Genomic DNA, 24,429 nt, shown 5'->3' on the forward strand with positions numbered 1-24,429 from the left:
TACGGGTTAGGCGCGCGCGAACAGGGCGGGGAGGGTGCCCTCCCAGGCCTGGCGCAGGTCTTCCAACTTCTCTGCGAACTGGCCCTGGACGGTAACGGTGGCGGATTCTTCCACCACGCCGATGCGGGTACAGGGCAGACCGTACTTCTCCACCTGGGCAGTGAAGGCAGCTTCCTGGTCGCGCGGGACGGCGACGAGGATACGGCCTGCGGATTCGGAGAACAGCTGGACGAACGGGTCGGAACCCTCCGGCAGGGTGATGGTGACACCGACGTTGCCGCTGAGTGCCGACTCGACGACGGCCTGCGCGAGGCCGCCTTCGGAGAGGTCGTGGGCGGCGGAGACGGTGCCAGCCTTAGCGGCTTCCACCATGAACTCGGCGAGCTTCTTCTCGTGGGCGAGATCGACCTGCGGCGGCACTCCACCGAGGTGCTGGTGCACGGTCTTTGCCCAGATGGAGCCGTCGAATTCATCCTTGGTTTCGCCCAGCAGGAAGATGCTTTCCATGGGGGCGGAGCCGAAGGCGGTACAGATGGCGTCGTCAACATTGTCGATGACACCCAGCACGCCGGCCAGCGGGGTCGGCAGGATGGAGGTGTCGCCGGTCTTGTTGTAGAAGGAAACGTTGCCACCGGTGACGGGGACGGAGCAGTAGGCGCAAGCGTCGGCGAGGCCGTGTACGGCTTCCTTGAACTGCCACATGATGGCGGGTTCTTCGGGGTTGCCGAAGTTGAGGCAGTTGGTGACGGCGACGGGGCGGGCACCAGTGGCGGCGACGTTGCGGTATGCCTCGGCGAAGGCCAGCTGCGCGCCAGCGTAGGGGTCCAGGTAGGTGTAGCGACCGGAGGCGTCGGTGGCCAGGGCGATGCCGCGGCCGGTGTTTTCGTCGATGCGGAGCACGCCAGCGTCGGCGTTTTCTGCCTCGATGGTGTTACCACGCACATAGCGGTCGTACTGTTCCACCACGAAGCGACGCGAGCAGAGGTCCTCGCAGGCCAGCATCTGGTAGAGGGTGTCGCGTAGTTCCTCAGCGCCCGCGGGGCGGGCGAGGTGGGCGGTGGTGTCGGTCTTGAGGGAGTCCTGCCACTCGGGGTATTCGATCGGGCGGTTGTAGACCGGACCTTCGTGGGCGATGGTGTGGGCGACGGCGTCGACCACTGTTTCGCCGTACCAGTCGATGACAAGGTGGTCACCGTCGGTCACTTCACCGATGACGGTGGCTTGGACGTCCCACTTCTTGCAGATGTCCATGAAGGCATTGACGTTTGCGGGGGTGACGACGGCACACATGCGTTCCTGGGATTCGGAGGAGAGCACCTCTGCTGGGGTCATACCCTTGGCACGCATGGGAACCTTGTCGAGGTCCACATGCATACCGCCGTCACCGGCGGCAGCGAGCTCGGAGGTGGCGCAGGAGAGGCCGGCGCCGCCCAGGTCCTGGATACCGACAACCACACCGGCGTGGTAGAGGTCGAGGCAGCATTCGATGAGGACCTTCTCGGCGAAGGGATCGCCCACCTGTACCGACGGGAGCTTCTTGTGCGGCTTAGCGCCGGTCTCGTCGGGGGTGTCGTCGAAGGTTTCGGAGGCCAGTACCGAGACGCCGCCGATACCGTCGAGGCCGGTGGAGGATCCGAAGAGGATGACCTTGTTGCCCTTGCCGGAGGCAAAGGCAAGGTGTAGATCGTCTACTCGCATGGTGCCCACACAGAGGGCGTTGACGAGCGGGTTACCGGCGTAGGTGTCGTCGAAGACAGTTTCGCCGCCGATGTTGGGGAGGCCCAGGCAATTGCCGTAGCCGCCCACGCCGGCCACCACGCCGGGGAGGACACGCTTAGTGTCGGTGGCGTCAGAGGGGCCGAAGCGGAGCTGGTCCATGACGGCAACCGGGCGGGCACCCATGGCCATGATGTCGCGGACGATACCGCCGACACCGGTGGCGGCACCCTGGTAGGGCTCCACGTAGGAGGGGTGGTTGTGGGATTCGACCTTAAAGGTGACGGCCCAGTCGTCGCCGATGGAGACGACGCCAGCGTTTTCGCCGATACCGGCGAGAAGGTTCTGGCGCATCTCGTCGGTCATGGTTTCACCGAAGTAGCCCAGGTGTACCTTGGAGGACTTGTAGGAGCAGTGCTCGGACCACATGATGGAGTACATGGCGAGTTCTGCGTCGGTGGGGCGACGGCCGAGGATTTCGCGGATGCGCAGGTACTCGTCTTCTTTGAGGCCGAGTTCCTTCCAGGGCTGTTCCAGGTCGGGGGTGACTGCCGCGTAGGCAACGGTATCAAGCTGCTGTTCAGACATCTCTCATCAATCCTTTCCGGTGGGGACGCTAGACCGAAAGGACGGCGTCGAGGGCGGACTTAAACATGATGAGGCCGTCCGTGGTGGGGCCGGTCATCGTGTCGATGGCGTGCTCGGGGTGCGGCATGAGGCCGACGACGCGACCATTCTCGGAGCACACACCGGCGATGTCGTTGGCGGAGCCGTTGAGGGTTTCGTCGGCGTAGCGGAAGACCACGCGGCCTTCCTCCTCCAGCATCTTCAGGGTGTCGGGTTCGGCGACGTAGCGGCCTTCTCCGGACTTCAGGATGACGGTCATAATGTCGCCCTGGTTGAAACGGCTGGTCCAGGCGGTTTCGGCATTGCACACTTTGAGGGGCTGCACGCGGCAGATGAAGCGGCGGTCCTGGTTGCGGGTGAGGGCACCGGGCAGTAGACCAGATTCGGTGAGAATCTGGAAGCCGTTGCAGATACCCAGGACGGGCATACCTTTCTTGGCGGCTTCAACCACTTCCCGCATGACGGGGGCGTGGGAGGCGATGGCGCCACAGCGCAGGTAGTCGCCGTAGGAGAAGCCTCCGGGGACGACTACTGCTTCAACGTTCTTGAGGTCGGAGTCGGCGTGCCACAGGGACACAGCTTCAGCTCCGGCGTACTCCACGGCACGGGCAGCATCGACATCGTCGAGGGTGCCCGGGAAAGTAATTACACCAACTCGGGTCGCCATAGGTTATTCCGCCTCGTTCTCCACGCGACGGACGACGTACTCTTCAATCACCGTGTTGGTGAGCAGGCTCTCGGCAATCTCCTCGAGCTGAGCGTCGGTGACACTATCGGCCACTTCCAGCTCAAAGTGCTTGCCCTGGCGAACATCGTCAAAGCCTTCGTATCCCAGGCGCTTAATTGCACCCAAAATGGCTTTACCCTGGGGGTCCAGGATTACCGGCTTGATCGTCACATCGACTACTACGCGAGCCACGCTCTTCTCCTCTTACATGGGCGTCACGGTGGAACCTTGAAAAATACAAGGATTTCACCCACAGTCTACCTTGCAGGAGCTCGTTTCTATAATGCTCAGAGGCCTGTTTGTGAGAGCATCCAGGCCAGCTCAAAGGCCGTCTGCTGCCATCGCGCATAGCGCCCGGAGACGCCACCGTGTCCCGCATTCATTTCTGTCTTTAAGAGAATTTCTTGTTTGGTGACGGAGCCCGCTACCGCCCGCAGTCGTGCCACCCATTTGGCGGGTTCTACGTACAGCACGCGAGTGTCGTTGAGGCTGGTGGTGGCGAGAATCGCCGGATACTGCTGGGCGGTGACGTTCTCGTAGGGGGAATAGCTGGCCATCAGGTCGTAGATAGCGGGGTCGTGCAGTGGATCTCCCCACTCATCCCACTCGATGACGGTGAGCGGTAGCTCCGGCATCAACATGCTGGTGAGAGGGTCAACGAAGGGGACATCTGCTTCGATGGCGACAAAACGATCTGGCGCCATATTCGCGACGGCACCCATTAACAAGCCACCAGCGGATCCACCATTGGCCACCATCTGCTGGGGCGTGGTGTAGCCCTTCGCAATGAGGTGATCCGCGCAGGCGATGAAGTCAGTAAAGGTGTTGACTTTCTTATCCAGTTTGCCGTCGTCATACCAGCGCCGCCCCATTTCTCCCCCACCGCGCACATGGGCGATGGCCAAGGCCATCCCGCGGTCCAGGTAGCTGAGGCGCGACACCGAGAACCCCGGGTCTCGGGAATCCTCATAGGAGCCATATCCGTAGAGCAGCAGCGGGGCTGGTGCGGGATGGTACGGATCCGTACCGTGCGTGCCCTTCTTGGAGATCAGCGAAATGGGGATCCGCTCACCATCAGAAGCAGTGGCCCACAGTCGTTTTTGCTCATACTGAGAAGCGTCATATCCTCCCTGTACTTCTGCCTGCTTGCGGATAATGAGGGCACCATCGGCAAGCCGATAATCGGCTACCGTCGGCGGAGTGATGAAGGAGCCATAGGAGAGGCGCAGCAGTGGGGCTGCCGGCTCCGGGTTGGCATGGATACCGATGTTGGGAAGTTCCTCCCCCACCTCGATATCCTGCATTTCCCTGCAGAGGTCGAGCAGGCTCGTCTGACTGCTCGTCTCCTTGGTGCGATCAAAGAAGATGAGGCCGAGGCGCGGCAGCGCGTCCCTACGGTAGGAGACTGCCAGGTAGCCTGTGAAGGCGTCCACGTCCTCAATGCGCACGGCATCATCATGGGGAAGAAGCTGCGGCAGGTCGTTGAGGGACGCCAGCTCACTCAGCTGCCAGGTGTCGGAGAGGGCCACGCAGGAGTTTGGACCGCTGGCATTATGGACCACTACAAAACCGTCTCGTGCGGGCTGGGTGTCGGTGGCAGGAAGAGTGAAGTGGTCCAGCCCATACTCCACTCCTTCTTCTCGTGGGCGCACACACTGGAAGTCGCCGGCAGGGGTGGCAGCGTCAAGGAACCACAGTTCAGTGGTAATCTTCGAGGAGACTGCAATGGTGAAGTACTGTTCGTCGCGGGTAAAGCCCATTCCCACCCAGTAGCGTTCATCCGGCTCGTGGAAGATCCGCACATCCTCGGCCGGGTCAGTACCGCGCCTGTGACGCCACACCGAATCAGGCCGCCAGGCCTCGTCGACGCGCTGGTAGAAGAGGTAGGTGCCGTCATTCGACCACTCTGCTCCGGGGGCAATATTGGTGATGACCTCGGGGAGATGCTCACCCGTCACCAAATCGCGCAGGTAGAGGTTGTACCGTTCGTCGCCCACCGTATCGGTCAGGTAAGCAAGATAGCGTCCATCCAAAGTGACGCTGGCACCTCCCAGGGCGAAAAAGTCGGTGCCCTCCGCCAACTCATTACAGTCGAGGAGGACTTCTTCTCCCTCCACTGGCTGGCCTGGGGTGAGCTGTGGAGGCTCCCACGCATCGGAGGTATCGACGGGACCCGCTGGGAGACGGCACACCACACTGTAGGCCTTGCCCTCCTGGGTGCGGGCGTAGTGCCACCAGCCTTTGTGCCGAGTGGGAACCGACAGATCAGTCTCCTTGATACGCCCCCGAATTTCTTGGAAGATCTTTTCCTGCAAGGGTTTCAGGTGAGCAGTCTGCTGTTCGGTATAGGCGTTTTCCGCCTCCAGATAGCGGATTGTCTCGGGGTTATCCTTGTCCCGCAACCATTCGTAATCGTCGACGAAGCGACGACCATGCACCTCCCGTACCTGAGGATGTCGGGCAGCGCGAGGAGGGGTTAGCGAGGCGGTGAGAGTTTGAGGAGTGCTCACAGTGGTCTTTCAAGGAGGATGAGTGCACGCCAGCCGGCCCGTCCCGCATGGGGCAGACCGGCTGGGAGGCTAGGCGGAGCGTCCAATGACACTCCGCACTTGTGGAAAATGGAAGGGTACCAACGACTTAGAAGGCGCTACCAGGCCAATCAGCGAAGCTCTTGCCGGAAATCTTCTCGTAGGCTTCGATATAACGGGCGCGGGTAGCGGCAATGACGTCCTCCGGCAGTGCTGGGGGCTGAGTATCGCTGGCCCGATGCCATCCGGAAGCGGGGCTAGTCAGCCAGTCACGCACATACTGCTTGTCGAAACTCGGCTGCACCTGGCCTTCTTGGTAGCTCTCTGCGGGCCAGTAGCGTGACGAGTCCGGGGTGAGTACCTCGTCACCAATAACTAGTGTGCCGTCCTTATCATGGCCGAACTCGAACTTGGTATCGGCCAGGATAATGCCGCGCTCCTTGGCAGCTGTGGCGGCCTGGGTGTAGATCTGCAGGGTGGCGTCCTTGAGCTGTTCAGCCAGCTCCTCTCCCACCATGCCGGCTACCTGCTCCAGGGTGACGTTTTCGTCATGCTGGCCCAGCTCTGCCTTGGCGGCAGGGGTGAAGATGGGGGCGGGCAGCTGGCTAGACTCCACGAGTCCGGCGGGCAGCGGCACACCACACACATGCTGCGTGGCGTTGTAGTCGATAAGGCCAGAGCCCGTCAGATAGCCACGTGCCACACATTCCACGGGCACCATGTCCAGTTTCTTGCAGACCATAGCGCGGCCGAGCACCTCTTCGGGGATGCGCTCATCTTCCGGGCCACCGGCCAGGTGGTTGGGAAAGTCGAGCATGTCGAAGAAGTGGAAGCTCATGGCGGTGAGCACCCGACCCTTATCGGGAACTGGAGTGCTGAGGATCCAGTCGTAGGCGGAGATGCGGTCGGTGGCGACCATCAGCAGAGTGTCGCTATCGATTTCGTAGAGCTCGCGGACTTTACCTGCGGAAAGATGCTTGTAATCGGAAAGTTGAGGACGCATAGTGTCAGCCTAGTCTTCGGGATACGGGGGCAGAAAGGGGTTAGAGGATCTCGCCAGGTTGGTAGGTGGCTTCCGTGGGGAAGCGGCTCACCCACGCGTCAACCTTGGCGATAACACGCTGCACCTGGCTGGGGGCAGCACCAATGAAGGATTCTTTGTCTTCCAAAGTTTCTTCCAGCTCTTCTTTGGTGAGCGGGATGCGCTCATCGTCAGCAAGGCGGTCCAGCAGGTCCTGGTCGCCGCCGTTCTCACGCATGTTCAGGGCAACCGCCACTGCGTTTTCCTTAATGGCTTCGTGGGCTTGTTCGCGTCCCACACCTCGGCGCACACACGCCATGAGCACCTTGGTAGTTGCCAAGAAGGGCAGGTAGCGCTGCAGTTCATTATTGATGACGGCAGGGTAGGCGCCGAACTCTTGCAGCACGGTGAGGAAGGTCTCGAACATGCCATCCAGCGCGAAGAAGGCGTCCGGGAGGGCAACACGGCGGATGACGGAGCAGGACACGTCACCCTCGTTCCACTGATTGCCAGCCATGTCGGCGACCATCACCGAGTAGCCACGGAGAATTACCTGAAAACCGCAAACACGCTCACAGGAACGGGCATTCATCTTGTGCGGCATGGCCGAGGAACCCACTTGGCCGGGCTTGAAGCCTTCGGTGACGAGCTCCTGTCCCGCCATGAGACGGATGGTGGTGGCCAGGCTGGAGGGAGCGGAACCCAGCTGGACGAGCGCACTGAGCACGTCGTAGTCCAGGGAACGGGGGTAGATCTGGCCTACCGAGTCGAGTACCTGGGAGAAGCCCAAATGAGCGGCAATGCCCATTTCCAAGTCGCGCAGCTTAGCCTCATTGCCGTCTAGCAGGTCAAGCATATCCTGGCTGGTACCCATGGGACCCTTGATGCCGCGCAGCGGGAAAGTCTCAATGAGGTGATCGACGCGTTCGATGGCGACGAGCATTTCGTCCGCTGCCGAAGCAAAACGCTTGCCGAGGGTGGTTGCCTGGGCTGCCACATTGTGGCTGCGGCCCGTCATGACAACATCACTGTAGGTGGTGGCCATTTCTGCGAGCTGGGTGACCACTGCGATAGCACGGCCCCGCAGCAGCTCAAGGGAACGCTTGATCTGCAGCTGTTCCACATTTTCGGTGAGGTCGCGGCTCGTCATGCCCTTATGGATTTGTTCGAACCCTGCCAAGTCACAGAACTCTTCGATGCGGGCTTTCACATCGTGGCGGGTGACGGCTTCGCGGCGGGCGATGGAGTCCAGGTCCACCCGGTTCTTGACGGATTCGTAGGCGGTGAGGGCTTCCTCGGCGACCTGGGGATCGCCGACACCCAGTTCAGTTTGGGCGCGCAGCACGGCTATCCAGAGCTCGCGCTCCATGATGATCTTGTGTTCGGCGCTCCACAGCTCCACCATTTCGGGGGAGGCGTAGCGATTGGCTAGGACATTCGCGATTCGCGGCTTCTGCTTCTTTTCCACGGTTTCTATTATGCCTGCTGTGGGCGAAAATACAGAGTCCTCGGGATGGTTCAGCACTCGCTACTCACAGATGCATCGTGGCGCCGATGCACAGAGCACCGACGCCACGACAACGTACTAAGAAACCGTCTAGAGCTTCTTCATTTCGCGGGCCACCTTCATCCCGCGAGACGGGTAGTTGGTGATGATGCCATCGGCACCCGCCTTGATCTGATTGCGCATAGCCTCTTCTGAATCCACCGTGTAGGGCACAACTTTCAAGCCGGCCTTGTGCGCACGGGTACAGAATGCGGCGTTGGCATAGAGATCATTGGCACTGCCGTAGTCGGGGCTCAACACTTGCGCATTCAGCTGCTTGGCGGCCTTGATGATGTCACCGCCGACCTCGAGGTAGCTCACCGGGCCACTCATCGGGGTAAAAGGCACCCAGTGGATGCGCCCGAAGAGCATGACGGTGGGCACGCTGGGAGCATACTTGCGCACCATAGCAAGCGTCCGCCAGTCGAAGGATTGCAGCATGACACGGTTCAACACCTTGTGCCGGCGGGCCGTATCGACAATGGTCTTCATGGTCCGGTAGGCCTTGGCATCGCTTTCCTTAACGGGCACAACCTTGGTCTCGATGTTGAAGTACACCGGGTAGGTGGCCTTCTTGTTCACCATGGTGAACAGCTCGTCCAAAGTGTAGATGGTGGCACCGGGCACCCGGTGGAGGGTGTCCTTGTACTCTTCCTGGAACTTATCGCAGCGGACGGTGCGGAGCTGCTGGAATGTCAACTCGGTGATGAACTTTCCCACATAGGGGTAGGCGGGATCATTCGGGAAGGCAGGGGCGGTATCCCGGCACTTCTTTTTCTGAATGGTCATGTCGTGCCAAATCATCGGCTTGCCGTCCTTGGAGAGAGAAATATCCAGCTCCAAGGTAGTGACGCCCAAGGTGAGGGCGTGTTCGTAGGCGGCGAGAGAACTTTCGGTGGTCTCCGCCTTGCCACCACGGTGAGCCTGCAGATCGAACCCTTGGGGGAGGTGACGTGCCGGGTTGGGGGTAGCCATCGCGGGTGCCACAGATGCCGGAATCATGGCAGCTGCGCAGAGGACAGCAAGAAATGCTTTCTTCATGCGGTTACTCGTTTCCATCTGGAGGTAAGCCCCAGGAGCAGCCCGTAACGGGGCTAGTCCTTTTTGGTGGCTTCCTTCAGCTCCTTCTTTACGGTGAAGGACTTGGGGAGCGGCATGCCCTTATCTTCCATGACCTTGCGAAGCATGGTCGGGTAGTCGGTGATAATACCGTCAACACCGGCCTCGATCTGCTGCGCGAGGATATCCTTGTTGTTGATCGTCCACGGGACGACTCGGAAGCCATCCTGGTGGGCAGCCTGCACGAACTCCTTGTCCGCAACAAGCTTGTATTCCCGCTGGCCTGGGAGAAGACCATAGGGGTTGGTGTAGCCGGGAGACAGTACCTGCACACCCAGCTTCTTAGCGGCTTTGAGGATGTCACCGTTGACGTCCTCGTAGCGCACGTCACCGGTCCAGGGGGATCCCTTCATCCAGGTGGTTTCATCCCACAGCATCACCAGCGGGATGTTCGGGGCAGCAGCCTTCACCAGTGGGAAGGTCCGCCAGTCGAAGGACTGAATCATGACGTGGTCTTGCACGCCGGCGTCCTCCACCGCCGAAAGAATGGCGTTAACGAAGACGGAGGGTTCTGCAGACCAGTCACGGTGGTCGCCTTCCACCTTGGTTTCGATGTTGTAGTAGATATCCTTGGTGGCGCCGTACTTCTTCGCAAGGGCAAAGACATCCTTCAACTGCAGCATGCGGTTACCCTCAGCCACCTGTTGGGCGGGGAACTTGGCAAGCTTCTTGTCGCAGCGGAGGGTTTGCAGCTGTGCCCAGGTGAGCTGGTGGAGCAGCTTACCCACGTAGGGGTAGAAGTGGTCTCCGGGGGTGGCGGGGGCGGTGTCGCTGCACTTCTCGGCCTGTACCTCAGGATCGTGCCAGACGACGGGCACCCCATCCTTGGACATCACGATGTCGAATTCGAGAGTAGTGACACCCAGCTCCAGCGCATGACGGAAGGCCTGTGCGGATTCTTCGGTGTTCTCTCCTCGGCCACCGCGGTGGGCCTGCAGGTCGAAGCCGTCCGGGAGCCCCTTTACGTGGTTGGCAGCGGTAGTAGTGGTGGAGGTCACGGTCGCCGTGGAGTCCTTCTTGTCACCAGAGTTATCGGAGCATGCGGCGAGGCCGAGTACCAGCGGCACGGTGAGTGCCAAAGTTGCGCCACGACGCAGCAGAGAAGTTGTCATAGTGGGTCCTGTTCTGTCCTGGAACGCTCCTGGCGTTCCATGGCTAGTTAGCCTGCCCACACAGGGACAGGCGTTACCACCATAATATGCAGTCGCCCAATAAACGTTCGCTTACTTAGGAATGAAGATCTTTCGCTCTTCAGCTTTTTGCCCAATATCCCGGCGGCTGAAGCCTCCGTCGAGGTCGATTCGATCCAGGTACTTGTAGGCTTGGGCACGCGCTGCGGCGAGGTCAGCGCCTTTGCCTACCACGCCAAGGATACGTCCACCGTTTGACACATAGTTGTTATCGTCATCGCGGGCTGTGCCGGCATGCAGCACTGCTTCAGGGTGCTTTTTCTCGAGTTTCTCAACGCCCTTAATGATGTCTCCCTTGCGGGGTTCCGCCGGGTAATTTTCCGCTGCCAGCACAACCACCACCGCGTAGCCGTCTTCCCACTCGAGTGGCGGTTGGTCAGCCAGCGTACCAGTGGCCACCGCGTAGAGCAGCTGGCCCAGCGGGGTCTTGAGAAGGGAAAGCACTGCCTGCGTTTCCGGGTCGCCGAAGCGGCAATTGAATTCCACCACGGCGGGGCCTTCTTTACCCCAGGCAAGGCCAGCGTAGAGGAGGCCAGAGTAGGGGCATCCACGCTTCACCATTTCCTTGGCGACGGGTTCGCACACCTCCTTCACGATGCGCTCGACACCACCTTCTGGAAGCCACGGCAGCGGACAGTAGGCGCCCATACCGCCGGTGTTGGGGCCTTCGTCATTGTCATAGGCGCGCTTGTGGTCCTGAGCGGGCAACAACGGCACCACAGTTTCACCGTCAACTAGGCAGAAGAGGGAAATTTCGGGGCCGTCCAAGTAACTTTCCAAGAGCACCGGGTTGCCGGCATCCAAAACTTCGTTGACATGTGCAAGAGCTTTCTTGCGATCGTCGGTGACGACAACGCCTTTGCCAGCAGCGAGCCCGTCATCCTTCACTACCCAGATGGGGCCAAAGTGGTCGAGGGCTTCGTCGATGACGGCATCCGAGGGGGCTGCCACGCCTTCCGAGTCGGCGGAAATGATCTCCGCGTGGGCGGTGCGCACCCCGGCAGCCTTCATGACGTCCTTGGCGAAGGCCTTGGAACCTTCGATGCGGGCAGCGTCCTTGTTGGGGCCGAAAACATTGAATCCGGCGTTGCGGAGAGCGTCGGCGACACCGCGTACCAACGGCGCTTCCGGCCCGATAACAACGAGGTCGGGTTGGATTTCCTGGGCGAGTGCCACACAGCCACTGCGGGAGGTTTCCACCACCGAGTGGCGAGTGACCGTGGCCGGGGAGCCGGCGGGCGCCGAGTCAGTTCCCGCATTGCCGTTAGCAATGTGGATTTCGGTAACCTCCGGGTCCCGGGCTAGACCAAGGAGGAGGGCATGTTCACGGGCTCCAGAGCCGATTAGAAGTACTCGCATGCCCCTAACCCTAATGGGTGAATGCCCACGATACCTAGTTCCCAACTGTGTAATTAGGCTGGGCGAGCACCGCCCCCACCCCTTTCTGGGTATGGTGGGGACATGGCTTCTGTTTTCAGCATGATTATCAATGGCGACCTGCCTGGCCGGTTTGTCTATAAGGACGAGCAGGTCGTGGCCTTTTTGTCGATTGAACCACTTAACCCGGGACACACTTTGGTGGTGCCGCGCCAGGAAGTAGACAAGTGGACCGAGCTGCCGGCCGACGTGTGGGCACATGTGGCGGAAGTCTCGCAGCTACTCGGTCAGGCGGTCTGCCGGGCATGGGATGCACCGCGTGCTGGCAACATTATTGCAGGTTTTGACGTGCCGCATACTCACGTCCATATTTTCCCCGCCTGGCAGATGTCCGACTATGACTTCTCTCAGGCCGCCCACGATGTTCCCGCTGCCGACATGGACGAGGCGGCCGAAAAAATTCGGGCAGCTCTCGCTGAATTGGGCGTGAACTGGGAAGACGGTTCTGCGCTTTAACGGGTGCACTGGACATAAGTGATTAGTGCGCTGCGCGGCGGTGCGCTGCAGAATGTTTCCCGTCCTGTCTGTGCGGTAGGGACGCCTAGTCGTCACTTTCTACAGCGAGGGGCAGCGTCACCACGAATTGTGTCCCGGCACCCGGGCTGCTTGCCACGGTGACGGTGCCGCGATGCGACTCCACCAACGACTTCACAATGGAGAGCCCCAGCCCGGAGCCGCGCCCACCGGTACGGTCCCCGGTGTCCCTGGCGCGCGAATTGTCCCCGCGGAAGAAGCGGTCAAACACATGGGCGGTGGTCTCGGCATCCATCCCGACGCCATTGTCGGAGACCATAATGAGGGCATTGTCGTGGTCGTGGTCGATGCGCAATCCCACCCGCACTTGGGCATCCGCCCCCGCATGGCGCAGTGCATTAGTGATGAGGTTGTCCACTACCTGTCGGAGGCGTGTCTCATCGCCCACGACAATGCCGTCTTCGGGGAGCAGGAGTGAGATTTCACGGTCGGGCCAGGACACGCGTGCCGCATCGACGGCGTTGGTGAGCAGTGTTCCCAGGTCCACTTCGGTAATGTCCGACAGATCGAAGGGCCGGTCGTTGTCGATCCGTGCCAGCAGCAGAAGATCCTCCACCAGCACCTGCATGCGGCTGCTTTCTTCGCTAATGCGGTCCAGTGCCGTAGCTGTGTCGATGGCTCCCATTTGGGCGGCGTCTGCAAAGCCGCGGACGGCGGTCAGTGGGGTGCGGAGCTCATGTGAGGCGTCTCCCACAAAGCGCCGCATACTGCTTTCGTTGAGGCGCGCTCGATTCTCGGAAGCCGCCCTCTCCGCAAAGGTGTTTTGTACTTGCGAGGCCATCCGGTTGAAGGCGTAGCCAAGAGATTCCACCTCGGTGTTGTAGCCGGTGAGTGGGACGCGGCGCGAATAGTCTCCAGTGGCAATGTCGGCGGCGGCATCTTCGACTTTTTGGAGGGGGGCAAGGGCACTATTAACGAGTAGCCAGCTGAGACCTCCCGCCAGGGTAAGGATGATGAGTCCCACCAACACCTGCAGGGTGATGAGACGTTGCAGCGAGTTGCGGGCGGCGTCCATGGGGAGGGCTAGGGTAGCGACGCCGGGGACGATGTGGGGCCCGGCCGGGCTGTCCCAGCCGACGATGAGGTCCACGGGGTAGCGGATTGCTCGCCACGTGGGCCCAGGGCCCTCGGACGTCACTTCGTGAATGGTGTCGTCTACGGGGAGACTACTGACATCAGGGAGAGCACGGTTGTCGTTGTAGATCTCGGTGGCGCCATCCGGGAAGGTGAGGGAGAGGAAAAAGTGTGACGGTGGGGTGGTTGCTAATTCGTCGACGTCGTCAGTGTCGTCGGCGTTGTCGGCATCGTCGGCGTCATCGTGGTGGTGTCGATTCCGGGGGTCGTGCACGTTGTCGCCGTAACCGTACTGTGCGAGCGCCAGTGCACCGGGGTGGGCGGCCCACCCGTAGCGGGCATCTTTGAGGTCGGTGGCGAGCGCGTTCATGCTGGTGTTCCATTGGGCTGTCGCCACGAAAACATTGGAGGCGACAATGCCGATGAACAGCAAGATGAGACAGCCGATAGTGAGGGAGACACGGAGCGGGAGGCGCGCGACGAGCGGTACGCGTTCGTGCTGTGGGTAGGCTGCAGTGTCGTAGAGGTTACTTGCGTGGTTCGCGTAGGACATAGCCAACTCCGCGCAGCGTATGCAGGTATTTCACATCTCCAGTATCGATCTTTTTGCGCAGGTAGGAGATGTAGGACTCCACGACATTCGCATCTCCGTTGAAGTCATAGTCCCAGACGTTGTCGAGGATGCGGGCTTTGGAGAGCACCACGCCGGCATTGACCATAAAGTAGCGCAAGAGGGCGAATTCGGTAGGGGTGAGCTCCACCAGCTGGCCAGCTTTCCACACTTCATGGGTTTCGTCGTTGAGTTCGATATCGGCAAAGGTGAGGTGATTGCTGACCTGTCCGAGGGAACTGCGGTCGCTGCGCCGCAGGATGGTGCGAAGGCGGGCGATGACCTCTTCGAGGCTGAAGGGTTTGGTGACGTAGTCGTCGGCTCCCAGCGTGAGGCCGCGGACACGGTCCTCCACTCCGTCTTTGGCGGTGAGGAAGAGGACGGGGCCATCGTGGCCGTCTTCTCGCAGACGCGAAAGCAGCCGGAATCCGTCCATGCCCGGCATCATGATATCGAGGATGAAGGCATCGGGGCGGAAACGGCGAGCTACAGCCATGGCATCTTCGCCCGAAGATGCCGTGGCCACGTCGAAACCCTGGTACTTCAAGCTCACCATGAGGAGTTCGACGATGGAGGGTTCATCGTCGACGACGAGGATCTTGGTACCGGTGTAGTCGGGGAAACCACCATTGTCTGCAGCAGTCATGTATTCATTGTGCCGACTGCACCTGCACACTTTCTAGGACATCGCTGAGAATTCGCTGGATACCTCTCAAGCTGGCAATCCATGGAAACAACCGCACGTCACCAATTCTTTAACGTTAAAGTCGGAGCTACCGTGCCACATTCTCGGGGCAGCAGCCTGCCACTTCCGCCCCGCTACCCGGCACCAGTAGTGCTGCACTCCCACCGTCGCAGAGCGGGGAGGGGCATCCCCGCCCCACCCCTTCCACTACCCAGCGGCGACACTGTCACACCACTGACACCACCATCCAAAGGAACGGATATGAAGCTGCACTCGCTTTCCACGAAGATCGTCACCGCCGTCGCTACCGTAGCCTTGCTGGCTGTCCCCCTCGCCACTACCCCTCTCGCTACCGCCGCGCCCGCCGCGGCCGTCCAGAAGGGCGCCACTAAGGGTTGGGACAAGTTCTACTGGGGTTCCGCCACTGCCGGCTTCCAGGTGGAAGGTAGCAACTACGACAGCAACTGGCTGCGCTACATCAACCGCGAATCCAAGAAAGACCCCACGAAGGTCAACCCGGTGAAGAACGCCACGGACTTCCGCCATCGCTACAAGGAAGACCTCGGCAACGCCGCTTGGATGGGACTCAACACCTTCCGTATCTCCATGGAATGGTCGCGTATCGAGCCGAAGAAGAGTCAGTGGAACTGGAAAGAGATCCACTACTACGACGATGTCATCAAGACCATGCGCAAGCACGGCATGACTCCGATGATCACCACCGTGCACTATGTGTATCCCGGCTGGGTACAGGACCAGGGCGGCTTTATGAACAAGACAACCCTGCAGGATTACCAGCGCTTCGTGAACTTCCTCGCCAAACGCTACTCCGGCAACGGCACCATGTGGATCACCTTCAATGAACCGCTCGTGTTCTTCGGCCACGAAGTGGAGATTGGTAACATCACCCGTGCCGACATGGCCCCCTTCATGAAGAACGTGCAGGCAGCCCACAAGATCGCGTACAACACCATCAAGAAGTACGACAAACGCGCCCGCATCGGCTCCAACGAAGCCTACCTGCCCTTCGTCACCTCCGCTGCAGACCAATTCTTCTTCAAGCCAGTGGAAAAGGAACTCGACTTCGTCGGTATCGATTACTACTACACCGTCGCACTCTCGAACCTCTCCGCCATCTACGGTGCTACCTCCCAATTCGACAAGATCGATCCTCAACCGGAAGGCATCTACTTCGCCATCCAGCACTTCTCCGAAGCCTTCCCCGACAAACCGGTCTACATCGTGGAAAACGGTATCCCCAGCTACAACGGACACCGCCCCGACGGCTTTACCAAGGGCGACTGGCTAAACGACACCGTCTTTTGGATCCAGCGTGCAGTTGCTGACGGCTACCCCGTAGTCGGCTACAACTACTGGTCCATCACCGACAACTACGAGTGGGGCCAGTATGACTCCCGCTTCGGCCTCTACACCGTCGACGTGCTGAAGGACCCCGCCCTCAAGCGCAAGCCCACCGACGGCCCGGCCGCCTTCCGCCAGATCACCAAGAATGGTGGTGTTCCTCAGAACTACCAGCTAAAGTCACCGCTGCGCTTCTGCCCGCTATCCGAAGGCCTTCGCTCTTGCGTCAACCCACCGCGAGTCTACGGCCCGCGCGCCATCCTGAAGTAGCAGGTCACCCGCGCTGACACAACCTCCACAGGGGGGGGCAGCTCTCACCCGAGAGCTGCCCCCCCTTTATTTCTCTCCTTTGCTCCACCACACACAAGGCCTAGGCTAAAAACGTGTCCCGCAGCAACACTCCACCTTCCCTCCCAGATAGCGGGTGCCGAGCCCGGCGCAACGGCACCCGCTCCTCGCGGAGCCGGCGGCGGCCCTGCCGGCGCATCTTCCTGGGCGTTTCTCTCGTCACGCTCATCATCGGCGCGGGGGTAGTTGTCACCATGGATGGGGACGGCCTCAGCGATGCAGAGCTCTACCAGTGGTGGGCCACCAGTTGCCGCGGCTACCAACGCGTAATCGACAATGCCGTCGCCCAGCGCCCCGCTCGCGGTGCCGCCATCGTCGACCTTGATAATGAAGCCCTCGTCACCCTCTACCAGCAGAACCAAACACAACTTCGGAACGCGGAAAATGCCCTGGAAGCACTCCCCTTCCAACACCCCACTCTGCACCAACGACATGGTCGCGAGGAGATTCTGGAAGCCCACCGCCAAGCCATCCAAGCTATCTCCGCCGCCCCTATCCCCAGCGCCCAACAGGCCCATCGCATGCCTGACCTCTACGTATCAACTCACCAACTAAAAAACATTTATCTTATTTATGGGGATCAATTGACGGTGGGGCTCACCCGCCTGGGGACAGGCTCACCTGCCGCCACTAAGCGAATCCGTGCGCTGTCCGAATGCCGTCCTTTCCTCTAAGCTAAGGACAGCGGACACCATCATCCCCCACTACTGTGTACCCACGATCACCGAGGAATCATGACAACTCCAGCACAGCCCCCCGTCCAGCCGAACGGCCCACAGCAGGACAAGCCCACCGAACGGCCCGCTGCCCCCTCCCCTGCCCCGGCACAAGACGCGGCACCGAAGGAAGAATCTTCCGAATACCGCTCCGCCCGGCGCAAGAAGATCTTCGCTGGTCTCTCCTTCGGACTCGTCATCATCCTCATCCTGGCGATCACCACCTTCGTCGATAACCGTCCAGGCAACCGGGAGACCCCCGAGGCTCTGCCGTCCAACTCCATCCTCGGATTCTGGACCAGCTTCTGCCCTGCCCACAACACCATCGTGGCGGACGCCGACGCCATCAGCATTCAAAAAGGGGAAAGCACCGAGAAGTATCTCGACCGGCTGCGCTCCACCCTAGAACGGCAAGCAGCCGACTTCCGTGACGCTGCCCTGCAACTCAGCGCCAGCTCGGTGATGATGAACGGTTCCGAAAAACAGAAGAAGGATTTGCAGAATTTGGTGGATGTGCTGCGCGAAGGCGACAAGGTCTTTACCGAGCGCGCCAAACAATTGCGGGCTCACCCCATCCGCACCCAGGCCGAAATGGATGAGCTGGCAGCCGCACTGAAGAGCGTCTACGATCGCTACTCCAAGGCTGTCTCCAAAGCCACCTCCGCCATCGGCATGGGCGACAAGAAGACCCGCGAGCGCATCGAAAATCTCTCCGAGTGCAAGCAGCTCCTTGTACAACAGTCGCCGCAGCCCACCACGACGGGTACATCCACCGGATCCGCCTCTGACACCGCGGAAGCCACCAACACCACTCCCGGCACACCCGCCGCCTAAGCCGACACGCTCCAGACAGCATCACAGTGGCCACACGACTGTGGGGCGCTCCACGAGAAGGAGCGCCCCACAGCGTTATTATTTGTGGAGCTAGAGACGGGACTTGAACCCGCAACCTTCCGATTACAAGTCGGGTGCGCTACCAATTGCGCCACTCTAGCAAGGCTTTCCCCATCTTAATGGATAAAACCCGTGAGACAGGAATTTCACGAACTCTTTCTCCCCGCTGGGAAAAAGCAAGTCGCTCACCTACCATGTAATTAATTACACACTCATCTAAGGAAAGTGTTATGCCTCCGAAGACTAGCGATATCACGCGTACCAATCACGACAACTATGGCCCTCTGGAAGAGGAAACAGCTCGTCGTGCTCGCCGCGTCGTCGCCGGCTACGCGGAGAACCCCGAGGAAAGCCTCGAACTCATGAACATGCTTGGAGTGGGACTGTCCGACTCAGAGGAGTAACTATGACGGACACTAACGAGCAGAACGAAACCGTAGAAAGCTCCCTAAACACCGTCGACGTCGCTGACGTCAAGCACGTCGACGCCACAAAGTGCGCCGACTTCCTCGTCGTTGCCAACCGGCTCCCCACCGACCTCGTCACCAATGAGGACGGCTCCCAAGAGTGGAAGCGCAGCCCCGGTGGACTCGTCACCGCCCTCGAACCCATCCTCCGCAAAAACCACGGTGCCTGGATCGGCTGGCCAGGCGTCCCCGACGCAGCCCCCGAACCCTTCGAACAGAACGGCAGCACCGTCGTCCCCCTCGCGCTCAGTACCGACGAAGTCCAGAACTATTACGAAGGCTTCTCCAACGACACCCTGTGGCCCCTCTACCACAACTGCATCGTCCCCCCGACCTACCGGGAAGACTGGTGGCAGAGCTACCAGAAAGTGAACCGACGCTTCGCCGAACGAGCCGCCGAAGTCGCCGCCCCCAACGGCATGGTCTGGGTGAACGACTACCAACTGCAGCTAGTTCCCCAAATGCTGCGGGAACTCCGCCCCGACGTCCGCATCGGCTTCTTCCTCCACATCCCCTTCCCACCGCTAGAACTCTTCGACCAGCTGCCATGGCGTGACGACATCATCGACGGCCTACTCGGTGCGGACCTGGTGGGCTTCCACCTACCCCACGACGCCGTCAACTTCCAGCGGCTCACCTTTGTCCGCCGCAAGCACGCCATCACCCGCGGCCAAATCAACACTCCAGGCCACTATGGTGAAGTAGCCGTCCCCGATGGTGAAGGCGGACTCCGCTCCGTCCGTGTCGGCGCTTTCCCTATTTCCATCGACTCCCCCAGTTTCAACTCCGCTGCCCGCCAACAGACCATCCGCCGCCGTGGTCTGGAACTGCGCCGCAGCCTCGGCAACCCCGAAAAACTCGCGTTGGGTATAGACCGCCTGGACTACACCAAAGGCATTGAGGTACGGCTGGAAGCAATTCATCAACTTCTCAAAGAAGGCCGGATTGATCCTGACAAGTTCGTCTTCGTGCAAATGGCCACCCCCAGCCGCGAGCGTGTAGACGCCTACCGGGAGTTGCGTTCCCGAGTGGAGGAGAAGGTAGCTCGCATTAACGGCGAGTTCGGTGCCGTCGGCAAACCCGTGGTATCTTACCTGCATCAATCAGCTGGATTTGAAGAGCTGCTGGCACTGTACCGCAGTGCGGATGTCATGCTCGTGACTCCGCTGAAAGACGGCATGAATCTTGTATGCAAAGAATATGTAGCGGCTACCACCAACGGTAACGGAGCTCTGGTACTATCCGAGTTCGCGGGTGCAGCTCGTGAATTACGATCCGCATACTTGTGTAATCCTTACGACATCGAAGGTGTAAAAGATGCGATTATGAGTGCGCTCACGGACCCCGACGAAGATCGTCGCCGCCGTATGCGGGCGCTCCGTCGCCAGGTTCTCACTCACGATGTTAACCGGTGGGCTCGTTCGTTCTTAGATGCTCTCCCAGAGAACTCGACGCCTAAAGTGAATACCCAATTAAAGGAATAGGTAATGGCCAAGCTTGGCGCAGTGCAGAGTCCGGGATACCCCTTCCACCCTGCAAACCCTGCTGAAAATGATCTCCCGCCGCGCCGCAAACTGATTCTCGACACAATCCGAGAGGCAGATGCACCGCTGCAACCGCGGGAAATCGCCAACGAACTCCATCTTCATCTCAATACCGTCAGAGATCACCTCGCCGCACTGGTTGAGGCAGGCCTGCTGATCCGTAAAACCGTGCCGCATGCTGGGCGTGGCCGGCCGGCAATTGCCTACATGACGCCTCCGGGTGACGCCGACACTCCGGATCGTCGCACCTCCAACGCCCTTATCGTGATGCTGCTCGATCACCTCGACGAGACCTCCCCCATCCCCGAAGTGGAGGCCCGCCGAATGGGAGAGGAGATGGGACGTTACTTGGCAACCACCCTCAACTCGGAACGCCCGCTCTACCTCGAGCTCCTGCGGCTCGCCCAAGACTGGGGCTTCGACGCGGCCTGGCACAGTTCCACCAACACCCTGACGCTGGGCAGCTGCCCACTGGGACTGGAGGAGAAAATCCGCTGTAACCTGCTCTCCGAGATTCACGCCGGTGTTCTGCGCGGCGTTGTCGAGGGAACGGGACACAGCCTAGACGACTGCAAGGCAGTCAGCCGAGAGGATGGCACCAGTTGTGTGCAATTCCTTCCCAAAGCGTTCACCAACGTCGTCTAAATAACTTTTCAGCATGGGGTCCTGCAGTTCACCTGCGGGACCCCATTTTTAAGAGCTAAATAACGGGCAGACAGCGCATAGAGACCCGCCCCCTCCAGTAGCATTAGGTCTAACAACCAATTCTCAGGAGTCCCATGTTTCACAATCGCCGCAAGCCGTTGAGCTCCGCCCCCCACGTGCACCCCACCTCTGGAGGCCGACTCCAACGACACTTCCACGCACCCCTCACCGCACTGGTTGCCACCGCCCTGGTCGGCACCACCCTGCTGAGTGGATGTGGCTGCGACGACTCCACCGACTCCCCCACCCCCCAGGAATCCTCCACCGTCACCTCCACTACTAACCGACAGTACGGTGACGGTGCCGCTCCTGTCACTACTCCCAACGCCTCAGACGACACCCTCTCCAGTCCCTCCAGTAGCACCAGCATCACGCCCAGGACCGCCCCCAACAGTAGTCAGACAGCCGGTCCCACCACTCCTCCCAAAGACACTCCCACTACCCCCATTGTTACCTACCCCGCTCCCATCCAACCTGGCAGCGTCCTGCCCCAAACCAACCTCGACAGCAAATACGCCCCGCTCGGCGTGCCTATCATGAGTCCCCCCGGCCCCATCAAGCCCTTCATCATCGTGGTTAGCTTGACCCGCGAACAAACCCTGCAACTACACGAAAAACAGGTTGGTGAAAAGATTGCCCAAGCCGGCTCTGCCGTCCCCCTCCTCGGGGACCCCGTGGCAGCCATGGGCGGTGTACTTGCCGGATCCTCCACGTTTAGCGCCGACCACCCCAACACCTGCGTGCGCACCTGGGTGGAACTCGGTCCCAACGGAAGGGGTACCTACGCTACCTACGTGACGGGCACAGAGTGCCCCGCGACCATGAAAGTTTCCGGACAATTACCTGGTCCAGCGATCTAGACAGCAATTCGTGGCCAGGTCTTACGCACTTCGTTAACCTGGAAGCGACTGGAAAATATCCATACTATAACACCGATAGAAAACGACTATGAAGCGATCTCAAACTCCAGAAAAAGCTATCGCGCTCGAGGCGAAGCGCGAGAAGGCTGTCGCGAAGAAGCTCCAGTTTAAAAACCGCGAGGAGCTCCGCGAGCTCTACCGGATCGGGAACCCCGATAAGTTCACTAGTGATGACATCTGGCTTTTCGTTGTGTCATGTTTTGGTGTCGTCCTCGTCATGGCCGCAATGGCCTCTCTCAATACCGTCCTCCCCGATATCGCCATGGACGCCAAGGCCAGCCAATCTCAGCTCACCTGGATTGTCGACGCCTACACTCTGGCCCTCGCCGGACTCCTCCTGCCAGCAGGTGCAATCGGCGACCGATTCGGCCGCAAAGGCGTCTTTATCGGCGGCCTCATCGTCTTTACCATCGGCTGTCTTATCCCTATCTGGTGGGACACCGCCAACGCGCTTATCGCTGCCCGCGCCGTCTCTGGCCTGGGCGCCGCCTTCGTCATGCCCTCCACCCTCTCCATCCTGGCCTCCCGCGTACCCAGTCGCCGGCGTCCCCTCGCCATCGCCATCTGGGGTGCTAGCGCCGGCATCGGCGCCGTCCTCGGCCTCGTGAGCTCCGGCGTCATCCTGCTGAAGTTTGAATGGAAGGGTATCTTCGTCGCCCTCGCTGCCTTCGCCGCACTCATGGCTATCTGCTCCTTCACCATCGAAGAAAGCAGAGAAAAAAACCCGCCACGCTTTGACCCGCTGGGCGCTGTCCTCTCCGCCATCGGCATTGCGCTGCTGGTACTGGGACTTATCGAAGCCCCGACAGCAGGCTGGGGCCACCCCGGCATTATCGTCTGCTTCATTGCTGCCATCGCCTTCATCGGTGGCTTCATCGCCTGGCAGTTGAAGTGTGACCACCCACTATTGGACGTCCGGCTCTTCGCCAACCGCGGATTTGGCTCCGGCTCCCTATCCCTCCTCGTGCAGTTCGCCGCCACCTTCGGCGTCTTCTACCTACTGGTCCAGTTCATGCAGCTCGTCCAGGGGTACAGCCCCATCAAATCTGCGTTCTCCATGGCACCGCTGGTTCCGCCCTGCATCATCTTCGCCCTCCTCTCCATCTGGGCCACCCGCAAGATCGGCCAAAAGTGGCTACTCGTCTTCGGACACCTTATCCTGGCAGCTGCTCTTCTCATGATGATCGGTGTCACGCGTGAAACCGGGTACTGGTACATCACCGCCCACATGCTCATCTTCGCGACGGGCCTCGGCCTTACCGCTGCGCCGGCCACCACCGCCATCATGCTGCAAACCCCTGAGAAGAAGTATGGTGTGGCCTCCGCCGTCAACGACGCCGCCCGCGAGATCGGCGCCGCCCTCGGCATTGCCCTCACCGGCTCACTCCTCACCACCTTCTACAGCGACCAGGTGACGAGCATCGCCAACAAGGTGCGTGACTCGCTCAACATGGCAGCACAGATGGGGGCAGGGCAACCGGGTAGCGGCGCCAAAGCGCACGACGCCATCACCGGCGGTCTTGCCGGCGCCCAATCCGTCGCCGAACAGCTTTCCCACAACCCAATGACGCAGCAGCTCGCTGGAAAACTGGTGAACGACGCGCAAACCGCCTTTGTCGATGGCCAAATGTGGGCTGCTATCGTGCTTGCCATCATCCAGATCGTCACCGCGATCATCCTCGCCTTCTGGGCCCCCGGTTTCCACACCGTGAAGTCTCAAAGGGATGAAGAAGCCCTCAACAACGCCAAGCAATCCATTCCGATTCCGCTGATGACCGCCCTCGACCAGGCAGCCACCCGTCGACACCTGCTCGTCGCCACCGACTTCGACGGCACTCTCGCCCCACTGGTGAGCAACCCGAAGAAGTCCACCCCCATCCCGGGCGTGCTGGAAGCCCTGGAAATTCTCGCAGATGTTCCCCACACCAAGGCCGCCATTGTCAGTGGTCGAGACCTTGCCAGCCTCCGCAAGGTGGCTCCGGTAAGTCGCGAAGTCACCCTGGTAGGTTCGCACGGTGCGGAAATCTCCGATGAAGAGAGCGATCTCAGCAAGGAACAGGAAGAACTCCTCAAACGCCTCACCGAGGAAGTGAAGCAGGCATCCAAGCTCATCCACGGCTCCCATGTCGAGGAGAAGAAGTACGCTGTAGCCCTCCATACGCGCACAGCTATCAAACCTGCAAAAGCTGCCGAGCAGGTTGCTGCCTTAGAAGACCAACTGGCAGCCATCCCCGGCGTTACCCTGACTCACGGCAAGATGGTATCCGAATTCGCTGTCATCAACGCCACAAAAGATGCGGCACTGGAATCCATCACGAAGCGTTGGGAAAATGGCGCGGACGCTGTTCTCTACCTGGGCGATGACATCACCGACGAGCACATCTTCACTGGCCTGCCTGCCCGCCTCGCCTCCCCAACCACCGAGATCATCACAGTCAAAGTGGGTGAGGGCGAGACAGCAGCACAGTACCGGGTGGACAATGAGCTCATTGCCGCAGCGGCCATCGACTACCTCTGCGAGGAGCGCGACCGCTTCGCCGACGAGCACTTCACCAAGAAAGACCGGAAGCAGCATCGCAAGAATGTGCGTAACCGCACTGTGAAGCGCATCGTTGCTACCGTCCCCGGACGGTAGAGAAAAAGAAACTCACACAACAAA

The 24,429-nt window shown here is 60.3% G+C and carries 20 protein-coding genes and 1 tRNA gene; 9 read left to right on the forward strand and 12 right to left on the reverse strand.

What is annotated here, in order from left to right; all coding sequences use genetic code 11:
* Positions 1–6 precede the first annotated feature (6 nt).
* The 9 genes from purL to purD form a co-directional block, all read right to left on the reverse strand.
* Positions 7–2,304, reverse strand: coding sequence for a phosphoribosylformylglycinamidine synthase subunit PurL (purL, locus tag Q0X28_RS00845; RefSeq protein WP_298575510.1), 2,298 nt, complete (start codon positions 2,302–2,304; stop codon positions 7–9).
* A 28-nt stretch (positions 2,305–2,332) separates the two neighbouring features.
* A complete protein-coding gene (gene purQ / locus Q0X28_RS00850; RefSeq protein ID WP_298575513.1) occupies positions 2,333–3,010 on the reverse strand; it encodes a phosphoribosylformylglycinamidine synthase subunit PurQ in 678 nt (225 codons plus the stop codon).
* Between the two features lie 3 nt (positions 3,011–3,013).
* Complete coding sequence (gene purS, locus Q0X28_RS00855; RefSeq protein ID WP_053962254.1) at positions 3,014–3,262, reverse strand: phosphoribosylformylglycinamidine synthase subunit PurS; 249 nt, start codon at positions 3,260–3,262, stop codon at positions 3,014–3,016.
* A gap of 95 nt (positions 3,263–3,357) precedes the next feature.
* The gene (locus Q0X28_RS00860; RefSeq protein ID WP_296238625.1) at positions 3,358–5,580 is read right to left on the reverse strand and encodes a S9 family peptidase; all 2,223 of its coding nucleotides are present in this window, start codon (positions 5,578–5,580) and stop codon (positions 3,358–3,360) included.
* A gap of 127 nt (positions 5,581–5,707) precedes the next feature.
* Entirely contained in the window at positions 5,708–6,601 is an 894-nt protein-coding gene (locus tag Q0X28_RS00865; protein WP_296238622.1) for a phosphoribosylaminoimidazolesuccinocarboxamide synthase, read from the reverse strand.
* A gap of 40 nt (positions 6,602–6,641) precedes the next feature.
* Complete coding sequence (gene purB / locus Q0X28_RS00870; protein WP_298575995.1) at positions 6,642–8,096, reverse strand: adenylosuccinate lyase; 1,455 nt, start codon at positions 8,094–8,096, stop codon at positions 6,642–6,644.
* Between the two features lie 120 nt (positions 8,097–8,216).
* On the reverse strand, positions 8,217–9,206 hold the full coding sequence (locus tag Q0X28_RS00875) for a glycerophosphodiester phosphodiesterase family protein (protein ID WP_296238621.1): 990 nt from the start codon (positions 9,204–9,206) through the stop codon (positions 8,217–8,219).
* A 53-nt stretch (positions 9,207–9,259) separates the two neighbouring features.
* Complete coding sequence (locus Q0X28_RS00880; RefSeq protein ID WP_296238619.1) at positions 9,260–10,396, reverse strand: glycerophosphodiester phosphodiesterase family protein; 1,137 nt, start codon at positions 10,394–10,396, stop codon at positions 9,260–9,262.
* A gap of 111 nt (positions 10,397–10,507) precedes the next feature.
* Positions 10,508–11,833 carry a phosphoribosylamine--glycine ligase gene (gene purD, locus Q0X28_RS00885; protein WP_298575519.1) on the reverse strand — a complete coding sequence of 442 codons (1,326 nt, stop codon included), beginning with the start codon at positions 11,831–11,833 and terminating at the stop codon, positions 10,508–10,510.
* Positions 11,834–11,935: 102 nt separating this feature from the next.
* On the opposite strand from purD, the gene Q0X28_RS00890 reads away from it, so the two are divergent.
* Positions 11,936–12,367, forward strand: coding sequence for an HIT family protein (locus Q0X28_RS00890; RefSeq protein WP_296238615.1), 432 nt, complete (start codon positions 11,936–11,938; stop codon positions 12,365–12,367).
* A gap of 85 nt (positions 12,368–12,452) precedes the next feature.
* Here Q0X28_RS00890 and Q0X28_RS00895 read toward each other — a convergent pair whose 3' ends face one another.
* Positions 12,453–14,072 (reverse strand): cell wall metabolism sensor histidine kinase WalK, encoded by a 1,620-nt coding sequence (locus tag Q0X28_RS00895; RefSeq protein WP_298575522.1) that lies wholly within the window; start codon positions 14,070–14,072, stop codon positions 12,453–12,455.
* On the reverse strand, positions 14,047–14,775 hold the full coding sequence (locus tag Q0X28_RS00900; RefSeq protein WP_296238611.1) for a response regulator transcription factor: 729 nt from the start codon (positions 14,773–14,775) through the stop codon (positions 14,047–14,049). The genes Q0X28_RS00895 and Q0X28_RS00900 overlap by 26 nt, the downstream gene beginning before the upstream one ends.
* Before the next feature lie 300 nt (positions 14,776–15,075).
* Here Q0X28_RS00900 and Q0X28_RS00905 point away from each other — a divergent pair, with 300 nt between their 5' ends.
* The 3 genes from Q0X28_RS00905 (at position 15,076) to Q0X28_RS00915 (ending at position 18,074) form a co-directional block, all read left to right on the forward strand.
* A complete protein-coding gene (locus Q0X28_RS00905; RefSeq protein ID WP_298575524.1) occupies positions 15,076–16,446 on the forward strand; it encodes a family 1 glycosylhydrolase in 1,371 nt (456 codons plus the stop codon).
* 113 nt (positions 16,447–16,559) lie between these two features.
* Positions 16,560–17,198 (forward strand): hypothetical protein, encoded by a 639-nt coding sequence (locus tag Q0X28_RS00910; protein ID WP_298575526.1) that lies wholly within the window; start codon positions 16,560–16,562, stop codon positions 17,196–17,198.
* 60 nt (positions 17,199–17,258) lie between these two features.
* A complete protein-coding gene (locus Q0X28_RS00915; protein WP_298575528.1) occupies positions 17,259–18,074 on the forward strand; it encodes a hypothetical protein in 816 nt (271 codons plus the stop codon).
* 85 nt (positions 18,075–18,159) lie between these two features.
* Here the strand turns inward: Q0X28_RS00915 and Q0X28_RS00920 are convergent.
* Positions 18,160–18,235, reverse strand: a tRNA-Thr gene (locus Q0X28_RS00920).
* A 129-nt stretch (positions 18,236–18,364) separates the two neighbouring features.
* Here Q0X28_RS00920 and Q0X28_RS00925 point away from each other — a divergent pair.
* From Q0X28_RS00925 to otsB, 5 genes are all read left to right on the forward strand, one after another.
* A complete protein-coding gene (locus tag Q0X28_RS00925; protein ID WP_298575530.1) occupies positions 18,365–18,538 on the forward strand; it encodes a hypothetical protein in 174 nt (57 codons plus the stop codon).
* Between the two features lie 2 nt (positions 18,539–18,540).
* Positions 18,541–20,085, forward strand: coding sequence for a trehalose-6-phosphate synthase (locus tag Q0X28_RS00930; RefSeq protein WP_298575533.1), 1,545 nt, complete (start codon positions 18,541–18,543; stop codon positions 20,083–20,085).
* Between the two features lie 3 nt (positions 20,086–20,088).
* Positions 20,089–20,790, forward strand: a complete 702-nt coding sequence (locus Q0X28_RS00935; protein ID WP_298575536.1) for a metalloregulator ArsR/SmtB family transcription factor — start codon at positions 20,089–20,091, stop codon at positions 20,788–20,790.
* Positions 20,791–20,924: 134 nt separating this feature from the next.
* On the forward strand, positions 20,925–21,710 hold the full coding sequence (locus Q0X28_RS00940; RefSeq protein WP_296238600.1) for a hypothetical protein: 786 nt from the start codon (positions 20,925–20,927) through the stop codon (positions 21,708–21,710).
* An 88-nt stretch (positions 21,711–21,798) separates the two neighbouring features.
* Positions 21,799–24,405, forward strand: coding sequence for a trehalose-phosphatase (gene otsB, locus Q0X28_RS00945; RefSeq protein ID WP_296238597.1), 2,607 nt, complete (start codon positions 21,799–21,801; stop codon positions 24,403–24,405).
* Positions 24,406–24,429 lie beyond the last annotated feature (24 nt).

It is taken from the genome of uncultured Lawsonella sp. (assembly GCF_947252745.1).
Classification (GTDB): domain Bacteria; phylum Actinomycetota; class Actinomycetes; order Mycobacteriales; family Mycobacteriaceae; genus Lawsonella.

Coding starts and splice junctions, on each gene's coding strand:
- purL (WP_298575510.1), bottom strand. CDS start 2,304: ATGTCTGAACAGCAGCTTGATACCGTTGCCTACGCGGCAGTCACCCCC.
- purQ (WP_298575513.1), bottom strand. CDS start 3,010: ATGGCGACCCGAGTTGGTGTAATTACTTTCCCGGGCACCCTCGACGAT.
- Q0X28_RS00865 (WP_296238622.1), bottom strand. CDS start 6,601: ATGCGTCCTCAACTTTCCGATTACAAGCATCTTTCCGCAGGTAAAGTC.
- Q0X28_RS00875 (WP_296238621.1), bottom strand. CDS start 9,206: ATGAAGAAAGCATTTCTTGCTGTCCTCTGCGCAGCTGCCATGATTCCG.
- Q0X28_RS00880 (WP_296238619.1), bottom strand. CDS start 10,396: ATGACAACTTCTCTGCTGCGTCGTGGCGCAACTTTGGCACTCACCGTG.
- purD (WP_298575519.1), bottom strand. CDS start 11,833: ATGCGAGTACTTCTAATCGGCTCTGGAGCCCGTGAACATGCCCTCCTC.
- Q0X28_RS00890 (WP_296238615.1), top strand. CDS start 11,936: ATGGCTTCTGTTTTCAGCATGATTATCAATGGCGACCTGCCTGGCCGG.
- Q0X28_RS00895 (WP_298575522.1), bottom strand. CDS start 14,072: ATGTCCTACGCGAACCACGCAAGTAACCTCTACGACACTGCAGCCTAC.
- Q0X28_RS00900 (WP_296238611.1), bottom strand. CDS start 14,775: ATGACTGCTGCAGACAATGGTGGTTTCCCCGACTACACCGGTACCAAG.
- Q0X28_RS00905 (WP_298575524.1), top strand. CDS start 15,076: ATGAAGCTGCACTCGCTTTCCACGAAGATCGTCACCGCCGTCGCTACC.
- Q0X28_RS00915 (WP_298575528.1), top strand. CDS start 17,259: ATGACAACTCCAGCACAGCCCCCCGTCCAGCCGAACGGCCCACAGCAG.
- Q0X28_RS00925 (WP_298575530.1), top strand. CDS start 18,365: ATGCCTCCGAAGACTAGCGATATCACGCGTACCAATCACGACAACTAT.
- Q0X28_RS00930 (WP_298575533.1), top strand. CDS start 18,541: ATGACGGACACTAACGAGCAGAACGAAACCGTAGAAAGCTCCCTAAAC.
- Q0X28_RS00935 (WP_298575536.1), top strand. CDS start 20,089: ATGGCCAAGCTTGGCGCAGTGCAGAGTCCGGGATACCCCTTCCACCCT.
- Q0X28_RS00940 (WP_296238600.1), top strand. CDS start 20,925: ATGTTTCACAATCGCCGCAAGCCGTTGAGCTCCGCCCCCCACGTGCAC.
- otsB (WP_296238597.1), top strand. CDS start 21,799: ATGAAGCGATCTCAAACTCCAGAAAAAGCTATCGCGCTCGAGGCGAAG.